This is a genomic window from Ruegeria arenilitoris (assembly GCF_013035315.1).
Classification (GTDB): Bacteria; Pseudomonadota; Alphaproteobacteria; order Rhodobacterales; family Rhodobacteraceae; genus Ruegeria; species Ruegeria arenilitoris_D.
Genome location: NZ_WQHP01000006.1, coordinates 232,473 through 249,639, shown reverse-complemented (window position 1 = coordinate 249,639; position 17,167 = coordinate 232,473). Strand labels below are relative to the sequence as shown.

Genomic DNA, 17,167 nt, shown 5'->3' with positions numbered 1-17,167 from the left:
TTGCGGTTTAGATCAACTTAGAAGTTGAACTGAGCACCGAAGTCAGCGCGCAGCTGGCTCTCGCCGTCGCCACGCTTCTGGTTGCCGATACCACCGCGCAGCGATGCACCGCCGCCCAGGTCGTAGATGGCACCAATACCGTACTGCTGCAGGTCGTCATCAGCCGAACCGTCACCGTAAGCGAAGGTCAGGGTGGTAGCAGCGCCCAGGTTGTAGGCTGCCGACAGACCGTATGCGGTACCGTTGCGTGCTTCGTTCACAACATCGTCGTCTGCGACAAAGATCGTACCCGAGAAGTCACCAAATTCTGCACCCAGGGTCAGAACGGTCAGCGACTGCTTTTCGGTGATCGAGTCTACAGAAGCTTTGGTCTGACCATAAGCCAGAGCAGCAGTTACGTTCGCGAAGTTGTAGGTCGCGCTGATGTCCCAGCGAGAGCCGTCCTCGGGAAGGCCGTTAACTGCGAAAGTTGCTTGGTCGTACGATGCGCCAAAGGCGAAGTCGCCAACTGCATACTGGAAGAACACAGCGTTCGAACCGGAACCGGTCGACGAGTAACCCAGGAAGCTATAGTCAACACCGGAGTACTGACCGATGAAGTTTTCCAGGCCAGGCTCGTTACCGTAGTAGTTTGCCAGGTTGTCGAATGCGCCAGCAACGTTGCCCGCGTCAACACGCAGACCACCGTAGATGACCGAGAAGCGTGCGCCGTTCAGGCCAGCTGCGTTTGCTTCACCGTTACCGGCATTTTCGTCAGCCTGCAGACGAACACGAGCCGAGAACTCAACACCGCCGTCGGTTTCGACAACGCCATCGATGTTCAGACGGAAGCGCGAGACCAGAATGGTTTCGTCAGTTGGGACAACCGCTTCGTCGATGGTCGGCGGAGTGGTTGTGGTGTCGATGTTGGTTACGGTACCGGTGCGGTCTTCCAGGTAACCAATACCAAAACGGCCATAGCCGCTGAAGCGTACGTCGGCCGCTGCAACACTTGCGGTTGCGATCAGAGCGGTCGATGCGAAGAGAACTTTTTTCATCTTGTTTCCCTCGGTTTCAAAGTTTTTCTACTCGACACATGCCTCAGCACATGTCTCAGCACGGGAACCGTTTCGCTTTTTTTGCCCCCTTCACGCAAGCTTGCCTTAAACGAGCAGCACGCATTGGCCACAAATTGGTGCAAGGATGCCACAGTCGCATTTGGAGCCTTATCTGCATACCGCGCCAGCATATGTAAGAAGAATAGGGTTGTTGCTGAACTGGACCTTGTCTAGGAGTAACACTGAACAAAGTAGACCAAGTGAAACAGGACCAGTCGACAATGCGCCTGCAGACGATTTTCGGTTTGATCATAATGACTGCTGCCGTGTCGGCCTGCGGACAGAATCGGGGTGCTGCACCGAATCCCGATCTGCTGAATACAGACAGCACCAGCTCTGCTGAACGAGAGCTTAACGATCCCGAGCGTACGACCATCTGGGATGTGTTCGACCGCGGCAATGCCGAACAGATCGTTAATGTGAATCGCTATCTCTGGGCAGCCTCGCTAGATGTACTGAACTTTCTGCCTGTTCAGGAAGTCGATCCATTTACCGGCGTTATTGTAACGGGTTACGGCACACCGCCGGGTGGCGGGCGCTCTTACCGGGCAACCGTACATATAAGTGACCCGGCATTGGCCGCGCGGTCTCTGTCGGTTGCGTTGCAATCCAGTGGGGGCGCTCCGGTCAGCGCCGCAACGACGCGAGCGGTCGAGGATGCGATCCTGAATCGCGCCCGTCAGCTGCGTATTGCGGACAACAAGCTCTAGCCACCCGCCGAAAATCACAATATTACCACGCCGGGTTCATGCCCGGCGTTTTCATTCACGAAGGACCGCACCATGTCGCGCTACTCGGCCAACGAAATCGAAGCAAAATGGCAGGAAGCCTGGGACAAGGCCGGAATCTTCACCGCCAGCCACAAGGTGGACAAGCCGAAATACTACGTGCTTGAGATGTTCCCCTACCCCTCTGGCCGGATCCATATGGGGCATGTGCGCAACTATACGATGGGCGACGTAATCGCGCGGCACAAACTGGCGACCGGCCATAACGTGCTGCACCCGATGGGCTGGGACGCTTTCGGAATGCCTGCGGAAAACGCGGCAATGGCCATTGGCGGCCATCCGAAAGACTGGACCTATGGCAACATTGCCGACATGCGCGGTCAGATGAAGCCTCTGGGCCTGTCTATCGACTGGTCCCGCGAGTTCGCCACCTGCGACCCCGAATATTACGGCCAGCAGCAGGCGCTGTTCCTGGATATGCTCGAAGCCGGACTGGTTTACCGCAAAAACGCCGTGGTGAACTGGGATCCGGTCGACATGACCGTTCTGGCCAACGAACAGGTGGAAAACGGGCGCGGCTGGCGCTCGGGCGCGCTGGTGGAACGCCGGGAGCTGACGCAGTGGTTCTTCAAGATCAGCGATTATTCCGAGGAATTGCTGGACGCACTTGATACGCTCGACAACTGGCCTGCGAAGGTGCGCCTGATGCAGGAGAACTGGATCGGCAAATCGCGCGGCCTTCAATTCGGGTTTGAACGCACCGACGGAGGTGAGCCGATCACCGTCTATACGACTCGGCCCGATACGCTGCTCGGCGCATCTTTTGTCGGCATCTCGCCGGATCACCCAATTGCCAAGCAGCTGGAAGCTGAAAACCCAGAGGTTGCCGCGTTCGTTGCCGAATGCCGCAAGGGTGGCACGACCGAAGAGGCCATCGAGACCGCTGAGAAGCTGGGTTATGACACCGGGATCAAGGTCAAGCATCCGCTGGACCCGAACTGGGAGCTGCCAGTCTGGATCGCGAACTTCATCCTGATGGACTACGGCACTGGCGCAATCTTTGCTTGCCCGGCCCATGACCAGCGCGACCTCGATTTCTGCCGCAAATACGGCCTGCCCGTGGTGGACACCTTCTTTGCCTTGGATGACGACACTCCGGTCGACAAGATCGCATTTGTGCCGCCAAAGACCGAAAAAGTCCGTTGGGTGAACCATTTCGCAGGCCTGACCGAGGCGACCGGTGACGAGGCAATCAACACCACAGTCGATTTCGCCGAAAAGGCTGGTTGGGGCGAAGGCGTCACCAAATACCGGCTTCGCGACTGGGGCCTCAGCCGCCAACGCTATTGGGGTTGCCCGATTCCCGTCGTTCATTGCGACAGCTGCGGTGTGGTGCCTGAGAAGAAAGAGAACCTGCCGGTTCAACTGCCCGATGATGTGACCTTTGACAAACCGGGCAATCCGCTGGACCGCCACCCGACGTGGCGCGATTGTTCCTGCCCGAAATGCGGTGCGCCGGCCAAACGTGAAACCGACACGATGGACACCTTCGTCGATTCGTCCTGGTACTTCGCCCGTTTCACCGCCCCGCGCGCTGAAACACCGACCGACCTGGCCGAGGCTGAATACTGGATGAATGTCGACCAGTACATCGGCGGGATTGAGCACGCGATTCTGCATCTGCTTTATTCCCGTTTCTTCGCACGGGCGATGAACATCACTGGCCACCTGCCGAAAAAAGCCATCGAACCCTTCGATGCGCTGTTCACCCAAGGCATGGTGACACATGAGATCTACCAGACCCGCGACGCCAATGGCCGCCCGGTCTATCACCTGCCCGAGGACGTGACCGACGGAAAACTGGCTGACGGCACTGAGGTCGAGATCATCCCCTCGGCCAAAATGTCGAAATCCAAGAAGAACGTGGTCGACCCGGTCAGCATCATCTCGGCCTTCGGTGCCGACACTGCGCGCTGGTTCGTGCTGTCCGATTCGCCGCCTGAGCGGGACGTTGAATGGACAGCATCCGGGGCCGAAGCCGCATTCAAGCACCTCAGCCGCGTGCACCGCATCGCCTCGGAGATTGCCGAGTCGGACGTTCCGGCCAACGCTGAAGACGAAACCTTGCTGCGCGAGATGCACAAAGCCATCCATGACGTGACCGGCGGCGTCGAATCCTTTGGCTTCAACGCCTCGATCGCTAAGCTTTACGCATTCACCAACACTCTGGCCAAATCCAAGGCCGGAACCGCGGCCAAGCGCGAAGCAGCCAAAACGCTGGCACAGCTGATGTCACCCATGACCCCGCACCTGTCCGAAGAGCTGTGGCAGCTGTTGGGCGGAGAAGGACTGGTCGCCACCGCCGCATGGCCCGTCGCCGATGAAGCCATGCTGGTCGACGACACCGTGACCCTTCCGATCCAGATCAACGGCAAACGCCGCGCGGAAATCAGCGTCGCCAAGGATATGGCTAAGGACGAGGTTGAAAAAATCGCGCTCAGCACCGAAGCTGTACAAAAGGCGCTGGATGGTAATGCGCCGAAAAAAGTGATCGTTGTACCGGGCCGTATCGTGAATGTCGTCGTTTGATCGCAGAACCCTGTTGTTGATGCCGCTGGCGCTTGCCGCTTGCGGGTTTGAGCCTGTGTATGCTCCGGGCGGAGCAGGCTCAGCGCTTTTTGGCCGCGTAGCTGTGTCCGAGCCAAACACGGTCACCAGCTACCTTCTGGTCGAGGATTTGGAACAAAAGCTAGGACGCAGCGCGACATCCGGCAGCGAATACAAACTGGATGTTTCGGTACGGACAAGGACCGTTGCTGCGGCTATCACCACCACGAACGAAACCAACAGACTTACCATTAATGGAACCGCAAACTATGCGCTTAGATCGAACGCAACCGGTCAGATTCTTGCCTCAGGCACAGTCACCGATTTCGTGGGATACTCAGCTGCGGGTTCCACCGTGTCGACACTGGCCAGTGAACGCGACGCGACGGAGCGCCTGATGGTGCTGTTGTCGGACCAGATCATCACCCGCCTGTACGCCACACCGGGCCTGTCCGCATGAAGCTGAGCCCGCGCGAGGCCGATGGGTATTTTTCAAAACCCGATGCGGACAAGACCGGGCTGCTGATTTACGGCGCAGACGCGATGCGGGTCGCGTTAAAGCGGCAGCAGGTTCTGGCCGCTTTGCTGGGCGCAAGTGCCGAAGAGGAAATGCGCCTGACTCGACTGCCCGGCGCTGACTTGCGGGGTGATCCCGCTTTGCTGCTGGATGCGGTCAAGGCGGTTGGCTTCTTTCCCGGACCGCGCGCGGTATTTGTCGAAGACACAACCGACACAGCCGCACCGGCAATCTTGGCCGCTTTGGAAGATTGGGTTCCCGGAGACGCCCAAGTCATCGTGACAGCAGGGCAGCTCAAAGCCAGCTCAAAAATCCGCAAAGCGTTCGAAACGCACCCTTCGGCTTATGCGGTTGGAATCTATGACGATCCTCCATCGCGGGCCGAGGTCGAACGGATTCTGTCCGAGGCCGGCTTGCAGAATATCCCCCGCGACTCGATGTCTGCGATCACCGAATTGGCGACCGGCATCAGCCCCGGTGATTTCACCCAAACCATTGAGAAGTTGTCACTTTACAAACGAGGCGACAGTTCGGAACTGACGATCGAGGATATCGAAGCCTGCGCGCCCCGCTCGACCGAGGCGGCTCTGGACGATGTGCTGAACGTGGTGGCCGAGGGGCGCGCGGGTGAGATCGGGCCGCTGATCCGGCGTCTTCAATCGCAAGGTACCAATGCGGTCAGCCTGTGTATCGGCGCCACCCGACATTTTCGGACACTTTATGCCTGCGCCTCCGATCCCGGCGGGACAGCTCAGGGGATCGGCAAGCTGCGCCCGCCGGTCTACGGCAAGCGTCGCGACCGCATTCTGCGTCAGGCGCAGGGATGGGGCGCGCCGAAATTGCAAACTGCTTTGACGGTTCTGACCGATACGGACCTGTCGCTGCGCTCTGCCGGGCAAACAGCCCCCGCGATGGCCTTGGTTGAACGGGCAATGATCCGTCTGGCGATGCTGGCGCGTACGCGCTAAGCGGTCCGATCAAGCCATTCCGCAGCGTTGCGTCCAGCCCAACGGCCCGTGGCCAGACAGGCCGTCAGCAAATAGCCCCCGGTCGGGGCCTCCCAATCCAACATCTCGCCCGCGCAGAACAAACCGGGGCATCCGGTCAGCATCAGGCCATCATTCAACGCGGACCGCGCCACACCACCAGCGGTGGAAATGGCTTCGTCCATGGGGCGAAGGCCTGCACCGAGAATGGGAAGGCGTCTCAATGCAGTGAGCTCAGCGCCCCGCTGGGTCATCTCATGAAACAGCGCGATTTTCTGCGGCGGCAGTTTCAGAGACTTCTTAAGCCATTGCGACGTCGTTTTTTTCGCGCGTTTGGCCTCAATCCGCGCCTGCAAGGCGGATTCAGTCACATCCGGGACCAAATCGACGAACAAACCCGCGCCCGCCCGCAACGCCGGGGTCAGGGAATAAAGCCCCCCGCCCTCCAGACCTGTGGCCGAGATCACAGCCTCACCCCGGCTTTCCAATTCTCCGGCCATCCAGCGGACTGACTTCAACGCCGCGCCAAAATGAGGCTGCATATGCGGGCTCCAGTCGACAGAAATGGCCGAGTTTGCAGGCGCGAATGGAGTAAGCGCGACACCTTTGCCTCGTAGCATAGGCGCCCATGCTCCGTCCGATCCCAACCGCGCCCAGCTTGCCCCGCCCAGCGCCAGAACAGTCACATCCGCGTTGATTCCTTGCCTGCCGTCGGGCGTGTCAAAAATGGACCGTCTGTCGTCCCACCCTACCCAGCGCCAGCGCGTTCTGACCTGCACGCCCGCAGCGCCCAACCTTTCGAGCCATGCTCGCAAAAGCGGCGAGGCTTTCATCACTTTTGGAAACACGCGTCCGGTCGAACCGGTGAACAACTCTTGCCCAAGCCCCTGCGCCCATGTTTGCACATCCGAGGCGTCGAATTCTGCAATCATCGGACGCAACCAGTCCGTGGCCTCGGCATAGGAGGACATCAGAGTCTCAAACGGTTCGTTCTTGGTCAGGTTCAGCCCGGATTTCCCAGCCATCAGGAACTTCCGGGCCAACGACGGCTTGGCCTCGGCCACCAGAACGGCATGCCCGGCTTTGGCCAATTCCTCAGCCGCCATCAGGCCCGCGGGTCCGCCGCCGATCACCAATGCCTGTGCCATCCCCGCCCTCTTGCCTTTCGCACCACCCGGCGCAACTTTATCCATGCCATGACGAACAGCGATCCGATCTGCCCGCTTTGCGACCGCCCGATCCCCGATGGGGCTGGCAGCCTGCACCATCTGATCCCAAAACTCAAAGGGGGCAAGGGCGGACCCACGGTCCTGCTGCATCAGATTTGCCATAAAGAAGTGCACGCGACCCTGACCGAAGCGGAACTGGCCCGCAGTTTCAACACGGTCGAGGCGCTGCGCGCTCATCCCCGGCTTGAGAAATTCCTGAACTGGGTCCGCAAGCGCCCACCCGGATTTCGCTCGAAAGTACCGGGCAAGCGGCGTGGACGCTGATCAGCCTGGGTTCACCGGATCGCCAAAGGCATCCCGCGCGGGCGCGGCAAGCCCTTCAACTTCTAATCCGCCGTAGTCCGGCACATTGGCAAACCGGGCACCAGCGACGTGCTGAAATTCGAGCGCCGTGTAAGCGCGTTTCCACAGCCACTCGCGGTTCTCTACGGCCCAAAGATCGGGGTTCGGTGGCACATCATCAGTGAAAGCGTAAAAATGCAGGTCGAATCCGTATGGTTCGACATCCTGCATTGAAAGCAGACGCATGCCCTGCGCCTGATAGAACGCATCCTCCGCTGCAATATCTCCGGTGCGTAGAGTGATCTGGCCGATGCAGGCCTTGGCAAAGGGCGCATCGGGGTCCGCCGCATTTTCCGGGCGGTTTTCTTCGAAATCGTGTTGCAGCAATTCGATCACAAAGCCCTCAGGGTCTTTGAGGTGGCACATATAGCCAATGTCCAGAAACTGCCTGGGCTCCGAGCCCTCGACCCCTTTGTCGCGCAGGACTGCGGCCGCCAGATCGACATCCGGTACGGTGATCCCGATCTTCCAATAGCGTTGGCCAGTGTCATGCGTGTAGCCCCCGTCGCCGGGCATCAAAAGCAAATCGGCATCCTGCCCCGGATAGCCGACCCGCAGACTAACCCCTTGTTGTCTAACCGACATGCTCAGAACATCCGTGTAGAACGACGCCAGTTTTTTGGGATCGGCGACTCGCAATCGCAAGCCAGACAGCCTCATGCGCAAAGCCCGGCGATACCAGCCGCGATCTTGGGATCGGCAACGATGCTGTCGGCGACCAGATCACGGGCCGTCTGCATCAATTCATCAGGGGCCACAACGCGGTCTACCAATCCAAAAGCATAAGCCTCATCCGCCGTGATCTTTTGCCCCGCCATTAGGATCATCTTGGTACGGGCCGGACCGATCAGAGCCGCCATGCGCGCAGGATCAGAGGGTTGCGGCAAGAACCCCAACTTCATAACGGGATAGAAGAACTTGGCCGATGGGACCGCGATGCGAAGGTCGCAGGCCAGCACCATTCCGTTGGCTCCGCCTGCAAGGGTTCCATTCAACGCGGCAACCGTCAGACAGGGCAAGGCCGCGATCGCGCCGGACAATCGCTCCCACACGTCCGAGGTCGCTAGCCCAGTGCGCGCCTCTGCTAGATCAGCGCCAGCGCTGAACACGCTGCCCGCCCCGGTTAGGATCAGCGCGCGCGCCTCGGTTGCGGACTCGGCAATCTCAGCCAATTCAGTCAACATCGCGCCGGTCAGGGCATTGGCCTTATCGGGATTGTTCAGTGTGACGATCCACAACCCGTCTTCTTTGTTCAGTTCGATCACGTCAGTCCAACCCTTTGTCGTATGTCCTCGCGGCGCAGCGAGATTTCGGTGCCCAGAAACTCGTCCGCATCCGCGGTGCACATCCACAACAGCGCCTTCGCGGGCCAATCGGCCGGGATATGGTCACTCCAGTCCAATTGGCTGACCGCGTTGATGCCGCTGGCCTTGATGACACGCTGCATTTCGGTCGCCACGGTGCCCGGAGACAGGCCCATGGCGCGGATGCCGTGGATCGCCTCTTCGAGGTGCAGACATTCCGTCAGCATCTTCGCCCCGGCTTTCGAAGCGCAATAGTGGCTCCACGCCTCAACCGGGTTCGACGCCGCGCCGGATGACACGGTCAGGATCGTGCCGCCGCCCGCGGCGCGCATAACGGGCAGCGCCGCACGCATTCCGTAGAAAACGCCCTTGAGGTTGATGTCGATCGCCTTGTCCCAGGCCGCGACATCGGCGTTTGACAGATGAAAGATTGGATCAATGACACCAGCATTCCCAATCAGAACGTCCAGCCCGCCAAAGCGGTCAACGCAATCCGCGACCGCCTGTTCCACCTGCGCAAAATCGCTGACGTCGCATTGCAATGCGATTGCGTTTTCACCCAGTGCGGCGGCCAGCGCATCGATCTGATCCTGGCTGCGGGCGACCAGCGCCACGTTCGCTCCGGCTGCGGCAAATTCGCGCCCGGCCTCAGCTCCGATGCCCCGGCTGGCCCCAGTTATCAGTACGGTTTTTCCCTGCATTTGGTTCCTTTACCTCCATCGGCTTGAAATTGTGTGAATCTCTACCCCGTCAATGGGGAAATGGTCCAGTCCTTGCCCCTTGACGCCCGGGTCCACAAACACGACGATGCCGGCAAATTTATCTAGAAGGGTACTGTAATGTCCGTTTTCCTTCGCCGCAGCTGCGGTGCTGTTTTGGCTTATGCCGTTATCACTCAAGGCGCTCTCGCCGATCTGACCTCACAGGATGTCTGGAATGACTGGAAAGCCTATCTGGGCCAGATGGGTTACACCGTTTCTGGGAACGAAACCGTTGCGGGCAATGTCACTACAATTGCAGACATGACCGTCTCGATGGACATCCCGGAAGAGGGCGCAACCTTCCGCATGGTCGTTCCTGAAATGACATTGACGGAAAACGGCGACGGTACGGTCAATATCGGCTTCCCCGAGAATTTCCCGATGACCGTATCCGGCGAAGGCGAGGGTGAAGAGTTCGCGGTCAATATCGACTATTCGCAGACGGGTATGACTATGGTCGTTTCCGGCTCGAAAGAGGACATGACCTATGATTATTCGGCGGACACGCTGGGTATCAAACTAAACGGCGTGACCGTAGACGGCGAAGAAATGCCCGGTGATGCGCTTGCCGTAAATGTTGGAATGACCGATCTGTCCGGCAGTTCTCGCATGAAGATTGGCGAAAACCGTGACATCGACCAGACCTTTACCGCGGCTGGCATGACATACGATCTGGCTTTCCAGGATCCGGAAAGCGACGATACTGGAAAGATCGACGGTTCGATGAGCGATCTGGCGTTTGAAGGCACAAACGTTATCCCCTCTGATTTCGACATCACGAATCCCGAGGCCTTATACGAAGCAGGTTTCTCATTCTCGGGTCTGTTCACCTATGGCTCCGGCCAGACGGCAATGGCCGGTACCAGCGAAGGCGAGGCATTCTCGGTCGGCAGCGAATCCAAAGGTGGCAAGTTTGGTGCCAGCATCGACGCCCAGCGTCTTGCCTATGATATCGAACAAAACAGCTCGAAAGTCGCTGTGACGACAGCCGATCTGCCGTTCCCGATTGAAATCGCGATGGAAAGCGCAGGGCTCAAATTTGAAATCCCAGTGCAGAAATCCGAAGAGATTCAACCGTTTGGGTTTGCGATGAACCTGACCGATTTCACCATGTCGGATGTCCTGTGGAGCATGTTTGACCCGGCAGAGGCCCTGCCGCGCGACCCGGCGACGATTGCGCTGGACACAACCGGAACCGCCAAAGTGTTGATGAACATCTTTGACCCGGCCGCAGTTGAAGAACTGGATGCGTCGGACTTGGAACCAGGCGAACTGCACTCGCTCAAGATCAATGAATTGCTCGTCTCTTTGGTCGGAGCGAAACTGACCGGTGAAGGCGATTTCACCTTCGACAACACAAACACCGAAGAGTTTGATGGCATGCCCACGCCGACAGGCGTAGCCAAGCTGACACTGGTCGGAGCCAACGCTTTGATCGACAAGCTGATCGGTATGGGTCTGGTATCCGATAGCGACGCAATGGGCGCCCGGATGATGATGGGCCTGATGGCGGTGCCAGGTGACGCGCCAGACACGCTGAAGTCGGAAATCGAATTCACCGCGGACGGTCAGATCAAGGCGAACGGCCAACGCATCAAGTAACGTTAAGGGAAGGCGTGTTGCTGCCTTCCTAACCCTCGCTAGCGGCCTCGGACGCGTCGAAACAAGACCGAGCCGCCACAGCTGACGCGCTGGTCATATGCAAATCCAAGCGCCGACAAATCATCAAAACACTTTTTGATCCCGCGCATTCCTATCTTGCGCGTATGAACCTCAAGATAGACTTTCTGCACGTTCGCAAGGTCTGCCCCATCGAAAAGATGCGCCTCGCCCCCTTCAATGTCGACGATCAGAACATTAGCGTCGAAATCGCTCAACAAATCTGACAATTGATATTCGGGAACGCCGATCTCTTTCACGTAGTCCGGCGACTGATCCAAAGAAGACGACCAAAACGGTTCACGCACATAGAACTTGGCGGTTCCAGTTTCGTGACCATCGGTCCGTGCGACGGCATTCAGGACGTTCACACCAGAGATGTCATTGGCCGTATGCACACGGCCGATAAAGTCGCACAGGACCGGGTTGGCTTCGACGCACATGACGTGACGCACACCCAATTGCGTGACAAGAAATGATGAAACAAAGCCTATCCCTGCCCCAAGTTCCACAACCCTGTCTTTGGGGTCGATGAACTTTGGCAGCCCATTTACCTCGTCCTTTTCGTAACGCTCGGCAAGGATGGATCGTTTGACTTTCTGGGTAATGATCTGCGGATCGTCGGGTATCTCAACGCCGCGCAGGCTTAGATTTTCTAGCATATTGGTCACTGCTCGTTCGCGTTGCCTCAAAATCAAGGAACCCTGACTTTATTGAACATGCATCGAAAAACCTCAATCAAGGAACCTTGTATTGAAGCCAAATGCCGGGATTTTGCAGATTGAGCCAAAACCAAAGCGATTGCTTTACCCGGTAGCCCTTGCGAGACGCCAAGTGGAAGGCTAGGTCAAATGCAACCATACCGGAGGCCTCATGACCCGCACACCCGAAGAAATCAGCCATGAATTGCTGGACGCGGCCCGCAAAGCCGGGGCCGAAGCTGCGGATGCGATCGTCTTGGATGGCACGTCGGTTTCGGTCGAAGTGCGCGGTGGCGCGCTGGAGCATGCGGAGCGTTCCGAGGGCACCGATCTGGGGCTTCGCGTCTTTCTGGGAAAACGTCAGGCAATCGTCTCAAGCTCGGACAGCCGCCCCGAAACGCTGATGGCGATGGCGCAACGTGCGGTTGCCATGGCCAGCGAAGCGCCCGAAGACCCCTTCACTGGCCTCGCCGACCCCGAGCAGCTGGCCAAGGGCTGGGACATCGACGCACTGGAACAGTTTGATCCGACCCCTGAACCTTCGGCACACGCTTTGATGCAGGACGCTTTGACCGCTGAATCTGCGGCTCTGGCTGTTCAAGGCGTGTCACAAGTCTCGGATGCTGCAGCGGCTTATGGCACACACCGGGTCCATCTGGCCGCGACGAACGGCTTTTCCGGCGGCTATGCCCGCAGCAGCCGTTCGACCTCGTGCGTTGCCATTTCGGGCGAAGGAACTGGGATGGAGCGGGATTATGACGGTGACAGCCGTACCTTCCAAAGCGACTTGCGCAGCGCAGACGAAATTGGCCAGAGCGCAGGCGAACGTGCCGTTGCTTTGGTCGGCGCGCAGAAACCGGCGACGGGGACTTTCCCCGTTCTGTTTGACGAACGTATCTCGTCCTCGCTGATCGGCCATCTGCTTGCGGCCAGCAACGGCGCGGCCATTGCCCGCGGTGCCTCTTGGTTGAAAGACAGTCTGGGCGAGCAGGTGCTGCCCGAAAATCTGTCACTGATCGAAGACCCGCACCGTCCGCGCATTTCGGGCTCGCGCCCGTTTGATGCAGAGGGCCTGCCGACGCAGCGCAGGGCGATCGTCGAAAATGGCGTACTGACCGGCTGGACGTTGGACCTGTCCAGCGGGCGCAAGCTGGACATGGCTTCGACCGGTAACGCGGCGCGCGGCGTATCCGGGCCGCCGTCGCCCAGCAACTGGAACCTGAGCCTGACACAAGGCGAAAGCAGCCGGGCCGATCTGCTGAGAGACATGGGCACAGGACTGCTGGTCACCTCGATGATCGGATCGACGATTAACCCCAATACCGGCGACTACTCGCGCGGCGCTTCGGGGTTCTGGGTCGAGAACGGAGAGATCACGCATCCGGTCAACGAATGCACCATCGCGGGGAACCTCCGCGACATGCTGAAACGTATGATCCCCGCCAATGATGCACGAACATTTCTGTCCCGCGTGGTGCCCTCGGTCCTGATCGAAGGAATGACACTTGCCGGCAACTGACCTGCACCTGCTGACAGAGGCCGCTGTTGAGGCGGGAAAGATCGCCACACGGTATTCCGGCAGCACCGCGCAGCGTTGGGACAAACCCGACGGTGCCGGTCCCGTGACCGAGGCTGATCTGGCCGTGAACGCAATGCTGGAGCAAAAGCTGTCCGCCGCACGACCGGGCTATGGCTGGCTGAGCGAAGAGACCGAAGACTCCGCGGACCGGCTTTCCAGAGATCGTGTGTTCATCATTGATCCGATAGACGGCACCCGCAGCTTTGCCGAAGGATCGCGAACCTGGGCGCATTCTCTGGCCATCGCGGACCGGGGCGAAGTCACGGCGGCGGTCATTTATCTGCCGCGACGCGACCTGCTGTATGCAGCGGCCAAGGGTCAGGGGGCAACGCTGAACGGAGAAACGATCCGGGTCAGCGCGATCAACACGCTTGAAACCGCCGAGGTTCTGGCCGCGAAACCGAATTTGCAACCTCGCCATTGGCGTCAGGGGCAAGTGCCTGAGTTCAAGCGAAATTATCGCCCCTCGCTGGCCTATCGCATGGCGCTGGTAGCGCAAGGACGGTTCGACGGGATGATGACGCTCCGGCCCAGTTGGGAATGGGACATCGCCGCCGGTGATCTGATTATCCGCGAGGCCAGCGGCTTATGCTCGGATCGCATGGGGCAACCGTTGCGGTTCAACAACCCGCACCCACGACTTAACGGTGTGATCGCTGCGGGATCAGAAGTTTTTGGGCTACTGTCAGAGCAACTCGAACCGGAAAGCCCTGGAATCGTCACATGAGCAAGCCACGCTCATTAAGTCTTGCCGCCTATCGCGTGCTGTCCTGGGGTATGCAGAATGCCGCCAACTATCGGGACATACCGCGACCCGAGGGCGAGGTTCTGTGGCTGCACATCAACTCCCATGCGCGGCATCGGGCCATTATTGATTTTTGCCAGCGGCTTCAGCAGGCGCGCCCGACATTGTCGATCGTTCTGACAGCGCCACCTGACGCAGACCTGTCCCGCTGGGCCAATAGTGGGTATCCCCTGGTCAATCTGCCGACCGAACAGACCGGGGCCGCACGCGCGTTTCTGGACCACTGGCGACCGGATGTCGGAATGTGGGTCGGTGGCGGCCTGATGCCGAATGTCATCACACGTGCCGAAGAGCGCGGCATCCCCCTGATCCTGATCGAAGCAGAAGCAGATGTCCGCATCGCGCGGGGCGGGCGCTGGCTACCGGACATCACCCGATACACGATTGATTGTTTCCGCACGATTGTCTGCTCGACCCCGGAAAGCGCACGCCAGATACGCAGGCTGGGCATCGCTTCGACCAAAGTGAAAGAAGCCCCACCCCTGCACATCAGCCCCAATCCGCGGCCCTGGCCCGAGGATGAACTGATCGAAGTGAACCATGCCTTGTCTGGCCGACCCGTATGGCTGGCGGCATGGGTGCAGGACAAAGAGTTCATCTCGGTCCTCAGCGCGCACAGGCAGGCGATGCGCATGCTGCCGCGGCTGGCGTTGGTGTTGCACGTTGCGGACATCACCGAAGCCGAACCGCTGCACCGCCGCCTTGAGACAATGGACCTGCGCTGCACCAATTGGGACGTAAGCGGTTTGATCGAGGACATGACACAAGTGATCCTGTCCGCCGCGCCAGAGGATCTGGGGCTGTGGCAACGGGTATCCCCTGTCACTTTCATGGGCACGTCTCTGGAGCGCGGCGCCGCGGGGGCGGACCCACTGGTCGCAACGGCGCTTGGGTCGGCGGTAATTCACGGGCCGTTTGTACACGGCCAACAACAGCTTTACGATCAACTGGACAGGGCGGGCGCGGCGCGCTCTGTCAGAACCGCCACCGAACTTGGTGATGCCGTGGTCGAGCTTTTGGCACCGGATCAGGCCGCCAACATGGCCTTAGCCGGGTGGCAGATCGTGACTGAAGGTGCCCCGCAAGCGGATCACCTGATCGATTTGGTGCAGGACTATCTGGATCAGCGGAGCGGCGACGATGCGAGCACCTGATTTCTGGAACACAGCGCCGGACAAGCTGGATTTTCGCGCGCGGATTTTGTCGCCGCTCGGGCGACTCTATGCTGGGGCTACTGCCCGCCGGGTCGCTTCCGAGGCAGGCGTGAAGCCTGGCGTTCCTGTTATTTGCATCGGCAATCTGAACGCGGGCGGTACAGGCAAGACACCGACCGTGATCTGGATGATCGAGCAATTGCGCGATGCCTGGCATGATACGCATGTTGTGACCCGCGGCCACGGCGGTTCGCTTGAAGGGCCAGTCCTTGTGGACCCGCGCAAACACACTGCCGCGCAGGTGGGCGATGAGCCGCTATTGCTGGCCGCTTTTGCCGATGTCTGGGTGGCCAAGGACCGCGCTGCCGGCGCAAGGGCAGCAGCCGAGGCCGGAGCGACGGTCATCGTATTGGATGACGGGTTCCAGAACCCTTCGGTGGCCAAGGATTTCTCGGTCATCGTGGTGGATGCAGCGCGCGGATTTGGAAACGGCTTGTGCCTGCCTGCGGGTCCTCTGCGCGAACCGGTCGATGTCGGTCTACAGCGCGCCGATCTGGTCTTGTCGCTGGGCGATTCCGGCGCGCAGGCCCAATTCGCTGAACGTTGGGGCCAGCACCTGCCGGTCCCTCACGCGACCGGCGCGGTTGAGCCTTTGCAAACCGGCATGGACTGGAGCGATACGCCCGTTCTGGCCTTTGCAGGCATCGGCCATCCTGAGAAATTCTTTCAGACCCTGCGCCAGCAAGGAGCCACTTTGTTGCGGGCCGAAGCGCTGGACGATCACCAGCCCCTTACTCCAGCTCTGATGACCCGGCTGGAAAATGAGGCGCGGCTGTTAGGCGCGCAGATGGTCACGACGGAAAAAGATGCCGTGCGCTTGCCCGCCGCGTTTCGCAGCAAGGTCATCACGCTACCGGTACGTCTGAAAATTGAGGCCGCAGATGAGGTCAAGCAGATGCTGCTACAGGTCGCCCCAGCACCGAAATAGGTGACCGGCCCATCACGAGCCGGTCACGCAGGCTGTTAGCTGCCCAACTCGTTTTCGATCAGCGCCTTGAAGTCATCGTAGGACTGATTTTCGACTTTCTTGCCGTTAACAACAAAGGACGGGGTTGCCTGAACGCCATCACGCTCTGCGTTTTCCTGATACCACGCCACCAGTGTCTGCGCCCGAGTACCGTCCTGCAGACAGGCTTCAAGCTTGTCGTTGTCGATCCCGGCCAGACGCCCGATCTTGCGCAGTTCGTCAACGATCTCGGCCGGGCCACCGGCCTGGGTCCATTCGGATTGCCCCTGATAGATCAGGTCCGAGATGCCAAAGAACTTATCCGGACCGTCGCACCGCGCCACCATCGAAGCCCACAGGCCATAGCGGTCAAAATAGACTTCGCGATAGACGAACTTCACTTTGCCCGTGTCGATGAAGTCTTTTTTCAGTTGCTTGAACGCCCCGTTGTGGAAGTTCGCGCAATGGGGACAGGTATAGGAGGCATACTCGATGATTTCGACCGGTGCGTCTTCGGCGCCTAGCGTCATCTCAACGATGGTAGAGGTGTCCAGATCGGCCTCTTGCGCCTCGGCGCTGCTGATCAGCGGATAGCTCGTGTTGGAATTCGACAGCGACAGCCAATAGCCGCCTGCGGCCACGGCGACGGCCGCACAAATTCCGGTTGCAATACGGCTCATGTCTCAGCCCTT

17 protein-coding genes are annotated in these 17,167 nt (G+C 59.4%); 10 read left to right on the top strand and 7 right to left on the bottom strand.

Going from position 1 to position 17,167, the window contains the following annotated elements; genetic code table 11:
• Positions 1-17: 17 nt before the first annotated feature.
• On the bottom strand, positions 18-1,037 hold the full coding sequence (locus tag GOV53_RS15060; RefSeq protein ID WP_170467930.1) for a porin: 1,020 nt from the start codon (positions 1,035-1,037) through the stop codon (positions 18-20).
• Between the two features lie 281 nt (positions 1,038-1,318).
• On the opposite strand from GOV53_RS15060, the gene GOV53_RS15055 reads away from it, so the two are divergent.
• The 4 genes from GOV53_RS15055 (at position 1,319) to holA (ending at position 5,917) form a co-directional block, all read left to right on the top strand.
• The gene (locus tag GOV53_RS15055) at positions 1,319-1,807 is read left to right on the top strand and encodes a DUF3576 domain-containing protein (RefSeq protein ID WP_170427467.1); all 489 of its coding nucleotides are present in this window, start codon (positions 1,319-1,321) and stop codon (positions 1,805-1,807) included.
• A gap of 72 nt (positions 1,808-1,879) precedes the next feature.
• Entirely contained in the window at positions 1,880-4,414 is a 2,535-nt protein-coding gene (gene leuS, locus GOV53_RS15050; protein WP_170467928.1) for a leucine--tRNA ligase, read from the top strand.
• Complete coding sequence (lptE, locus tag GOV53_RS15045; RefSeq protein WP_170467926.1) at positions 4,401-4,892, top strand: LPS assembly lipoprotein LptE; 492 nt, start codon at positions 4,401-4,403, stop codon at positions 4,890-4,892. Before leuS ends, lptE begins: the two co-directional genes overlap by 14 nt.
• Complete coding sequence (gene holA, locus GOV53_RS15040) at positions 4,889-5,917, top strand: DNA polymerase III subunit delta (RefSeq protein WP_170467924.1); 1,029 nt, start codon at positions 4,889-4,891, stop codon at positions 5,915-5,917. Before lptE ends, holA begins: the two co-directional genes overlap by 4 nt.
• Here the strand turns inward: holA and GOV53_RS15035 are convergent.
• Positions 5,914-7,083: a TIGR03862 family flavoprotein gene (locus GOV53_RS15035; protein ID WP_170467922.1), complete on the bottom strand. Its 1,170-nt coding sequence runs from the start codon at positions 7,081-7,083 to the stop codon at positions 5,914-5,916. The two genes, holA and GOV53_RS15035, sit on opposite strands and share 4 nt — an antisense overlap.
• A gap of 48 nt (positions 7,084-7,131) precedes the next feature.
• On the opposite strand from GOV53_RS15035, the gene GOV53_RS15030 reads away from it, so the two are divergent.
• Positions 7,132-7,428, top strand: a complete 297-nt coding sequence (locus GOV53_RS15030; protein WP_170467920.1) for an HNH endonuclease — start codon at positions 7,132-7,134, stop codon at positions 7,426-7,428.
• Here the strand turns inward: GOV53_RS15030 and GOV53_RS15025 are convergent, their stop codons facing one another.
• The 3 genes from GOV53_RS15025 to GOV53_RS15015 are packed head-to-tail and all read right to left on the bottom strand — an operon-like array spanning position 7,429 to position 9,511.
• Positions 7,429-8,151, bottom strand: a complete 723-nt coding sequence (locus GOV53_RS15025; RefSeq protein WP_367648783.1) for a VOC family protein — start codon at positions 8,149-8,151, stop codon at positions 7,429-7,431.
• Positions 8,152-8,162: 11 nt separating this feature from the next.
• Positions 8,163-8,771, bottom strand: coding sequence for an enoyl-CoA hydratase/isomerase family protein (locus GOV53_RS15020; RefSeq protein WP_170467916.1), 609 nt, complete (start codon positions 8,769-8,771; stop codon positions 8,163-8,165).
• Complete coding sequence (locus GOV53_RS15015) at positions 8,768-9,511, bottom strand: SDR family oxidoreductase (RefSeq protein WP_170467914.1); 744 nt, start codon at positions 9,509-9,511, stop codon at positions 8,768-8,770. Before GOV53_RS15015 ends, GOV53_RS15020 begins: the two co-directional genes overlap by 4 nt.
• 138 nt (positions 9,512-9,649) lie before the next feature.
• On the opposite strand from GOV53_RS15015, the gene GOV53_RS15010 reads away from it, so the two are divergent.
• Positions 9,650-11,173, top strand: a complete 1,524-nt coding sequence (locus GOV53_RS15010) for a DUF2125 domain-containing protein (RefSeq protein WP_170467912.1) — start codon at positions 9,650-9,652, stop codon at positions 11,171-11,173.
• Positions 11,174-11,211: 38 nt separating this feature from the next.
• On the opposite strand, the gene GOV53_RS15005 is transcribed toward GOV53_RS15010, so the two are convergent.
• The gene (locus GOV53_RS15005) at positions 11,212-11,892 is read right to left on the bottom strand and encodes an FkbM family methyltransferase (RefSeq protein ID WP_170467910.1); all 681 of its coding nucleotides are present in this window, start codon (positions 11,890-11,892) and stop codon (positions 11,212-11,214) included.
• A 211-nt stretch (positions 11,893-12,103) separates the two neighbouring features.
• Here GOV53_RS15005 and GOV53_RS15000 point away from each other — a divergent pair, with 211 nt between their 5' ends.
• From GOV53_RS15000 to lpxK, 4 genes are read left to right on the top strand one after another with little or no spacing between them, the layout of a single operon-like run.
• Entirely contained in the window at positions 12,104-13,450 is a 1,347-nt protein-coding gene (locus GOV53_RS15000; RefSeq protein WP_170467908.1) for a TldD/PmbA family protein, read from the top strand.
• Entirely contained in the window at positions 13,437-14,237 is an 801-nt protein-coding gene (locus GOV53_RS14995; RefSeq protein WP_170467906.1) for an inositol monophosphatase family protein, read from the top strand. Before GOV53_RS15000 ends, GOV53_RS14995 begins: the two co-directional genes overlap by 14 nt.
• Positions 14,234-15,469, top strand: coding sequence for a 3-deoxy-D-manno-octulosonic acid transferase (locus GOV53_RS14990; protein WP_170467904.1), 1,236 nt, complete (start codon positions 14,234-14,236; stop codon positions 15,467-15,469). Before GOV53_RS14995 ends, GOV53_RS14990 begins: the two co-directional genes overlap by 4 nt.
• Positions 15,456-16,457, top strand: a complete 1,002-nt coding sequence (gene lpxK / locus GOV53_RS14985) for a tetraacyldisaccharide 4'-kinase (protein WP_170467902.1) — start codon at positions 15,456-15,458, stop codon at positions 16,455-16,457. The genes GOV53_RS14990 and lpxK overlap by 14 nt, the downstream gene beginning before the upstream one ends.
• Positions 16,458-16,492: 35 nt before the next feature.
• On the opposite strand, the gene GOV53_RS14980 is transcribed toward lpxK, so the two are convergent.
• Positions 16,493-17,155, bottom strand: a complete 663-nt coding sequence (locus GOV53_RS14980) for a DsbA family protein (RefSeq protein ID WP_170467900.1) — start codon at positions 17,153-17,155, stop codon at positions 16,493-16,495.
• Between the last annotated feature and the right edge of the window lie 12 nt (positions 17,156-17,167).

Bases quoted from the DNA above. Each gene is read 5' to 3' on its own strand.
- GOV53_RS15015 (WP_170467914.1), bottom strand. From the start codon at position 9,511: ATGCAGGGAAAAACCGTACTGATAACTGGGGCCAGCCGGGGCATCGGA.
- GOV53_RS15010 (WP_170467912.1), top strand. From the start codon at position 9,650: ATGTCCGTTTTCCTTCGCCGCAGCTGCGGTGCTGTTTTGGCTTATGCC.
- lptE (WP_170467926.1), top strand. From the start codon at position 4,401: ATGTCGTCGTTTGATCGCAGAACCCTGTTGTTGATGCCGCTGGCGCTT.
- GOV53_RS14990 (WP_170467904.1), top strand. From the start codon at position 14,234: ATGAGCAAGCCACGCTCATTAAGTCTTGCCGCCTATCGCGTGCTGTCC.
- GOV53_RS15000 (WP_170467908.1), top strand. From the start codon at position 12,104: ATGACCCGCACACCCGAAGAAATCAGCCATGAATTGCTGGACGCGGCC.
- leuS (WP_170467928.1), top strand. From the start codon at position 1,880: ATGTCGCGCTACTCGGCCAACGAAATCGAAGCAAAATGGCAGGAAGCC.
- GOV53_RS15055 (WP_170427467.1), top strand. From the start codon at position 1,319: ATGCGCCTGCAGACGATTTTCGGTTTGATCATAATGACTGCTGCCGTG.
- GOV53_RS15060 (WP_170467930.1), bottom strand. From the start codon at position 1,037: ATGAAAAAAGTTCTCTTCGCATCGACCGCTCTGATCGCAACCGCAAGT.
- GOV53_RS15005 (WP_170467910.1), bottom strand. From the start codon at position 11,892: ATGCTAGAAAATCTAAGCCTGCGCGGCGTTGAGATACCCGACGATCCG.
- GOV53_RS14980 (WP_170467900.1), bottom strand. From the start codon at position 17,155: ATGAGCCGTATTGCAACCGGAATTTGTGCGGCCGTCGCCGTGGCCGCA.
- GOV53_RS15035 (WP_170467922.1), bottom strand. From the start codon at position 7,083: ATGGCACAGGCATTGGTGATCGGCGGCGGACCCGCGGGCCTGATGGCG.
- holA (WP_170467924.1), top strand. From the start codon at position 4,889: ATGAAGCTGAGCCCGCGCGAGGCCGATGGGTATTTTTCAAAACCCGAT.
- lpxK (WP_170467902.1), top strand. From the start codon at position 15,456: ATGCGAGCACCTGATTTCTGGAACACAGCGCCGGACAAGCTGGATTTT.
- GOV53_RS15030 (WP_170467920.1), top strand. From the start codon at position 7,132: ATGACGAACAGCGATCCGATCTGCCCGCTTTGCGACCGCCCGATCCCC.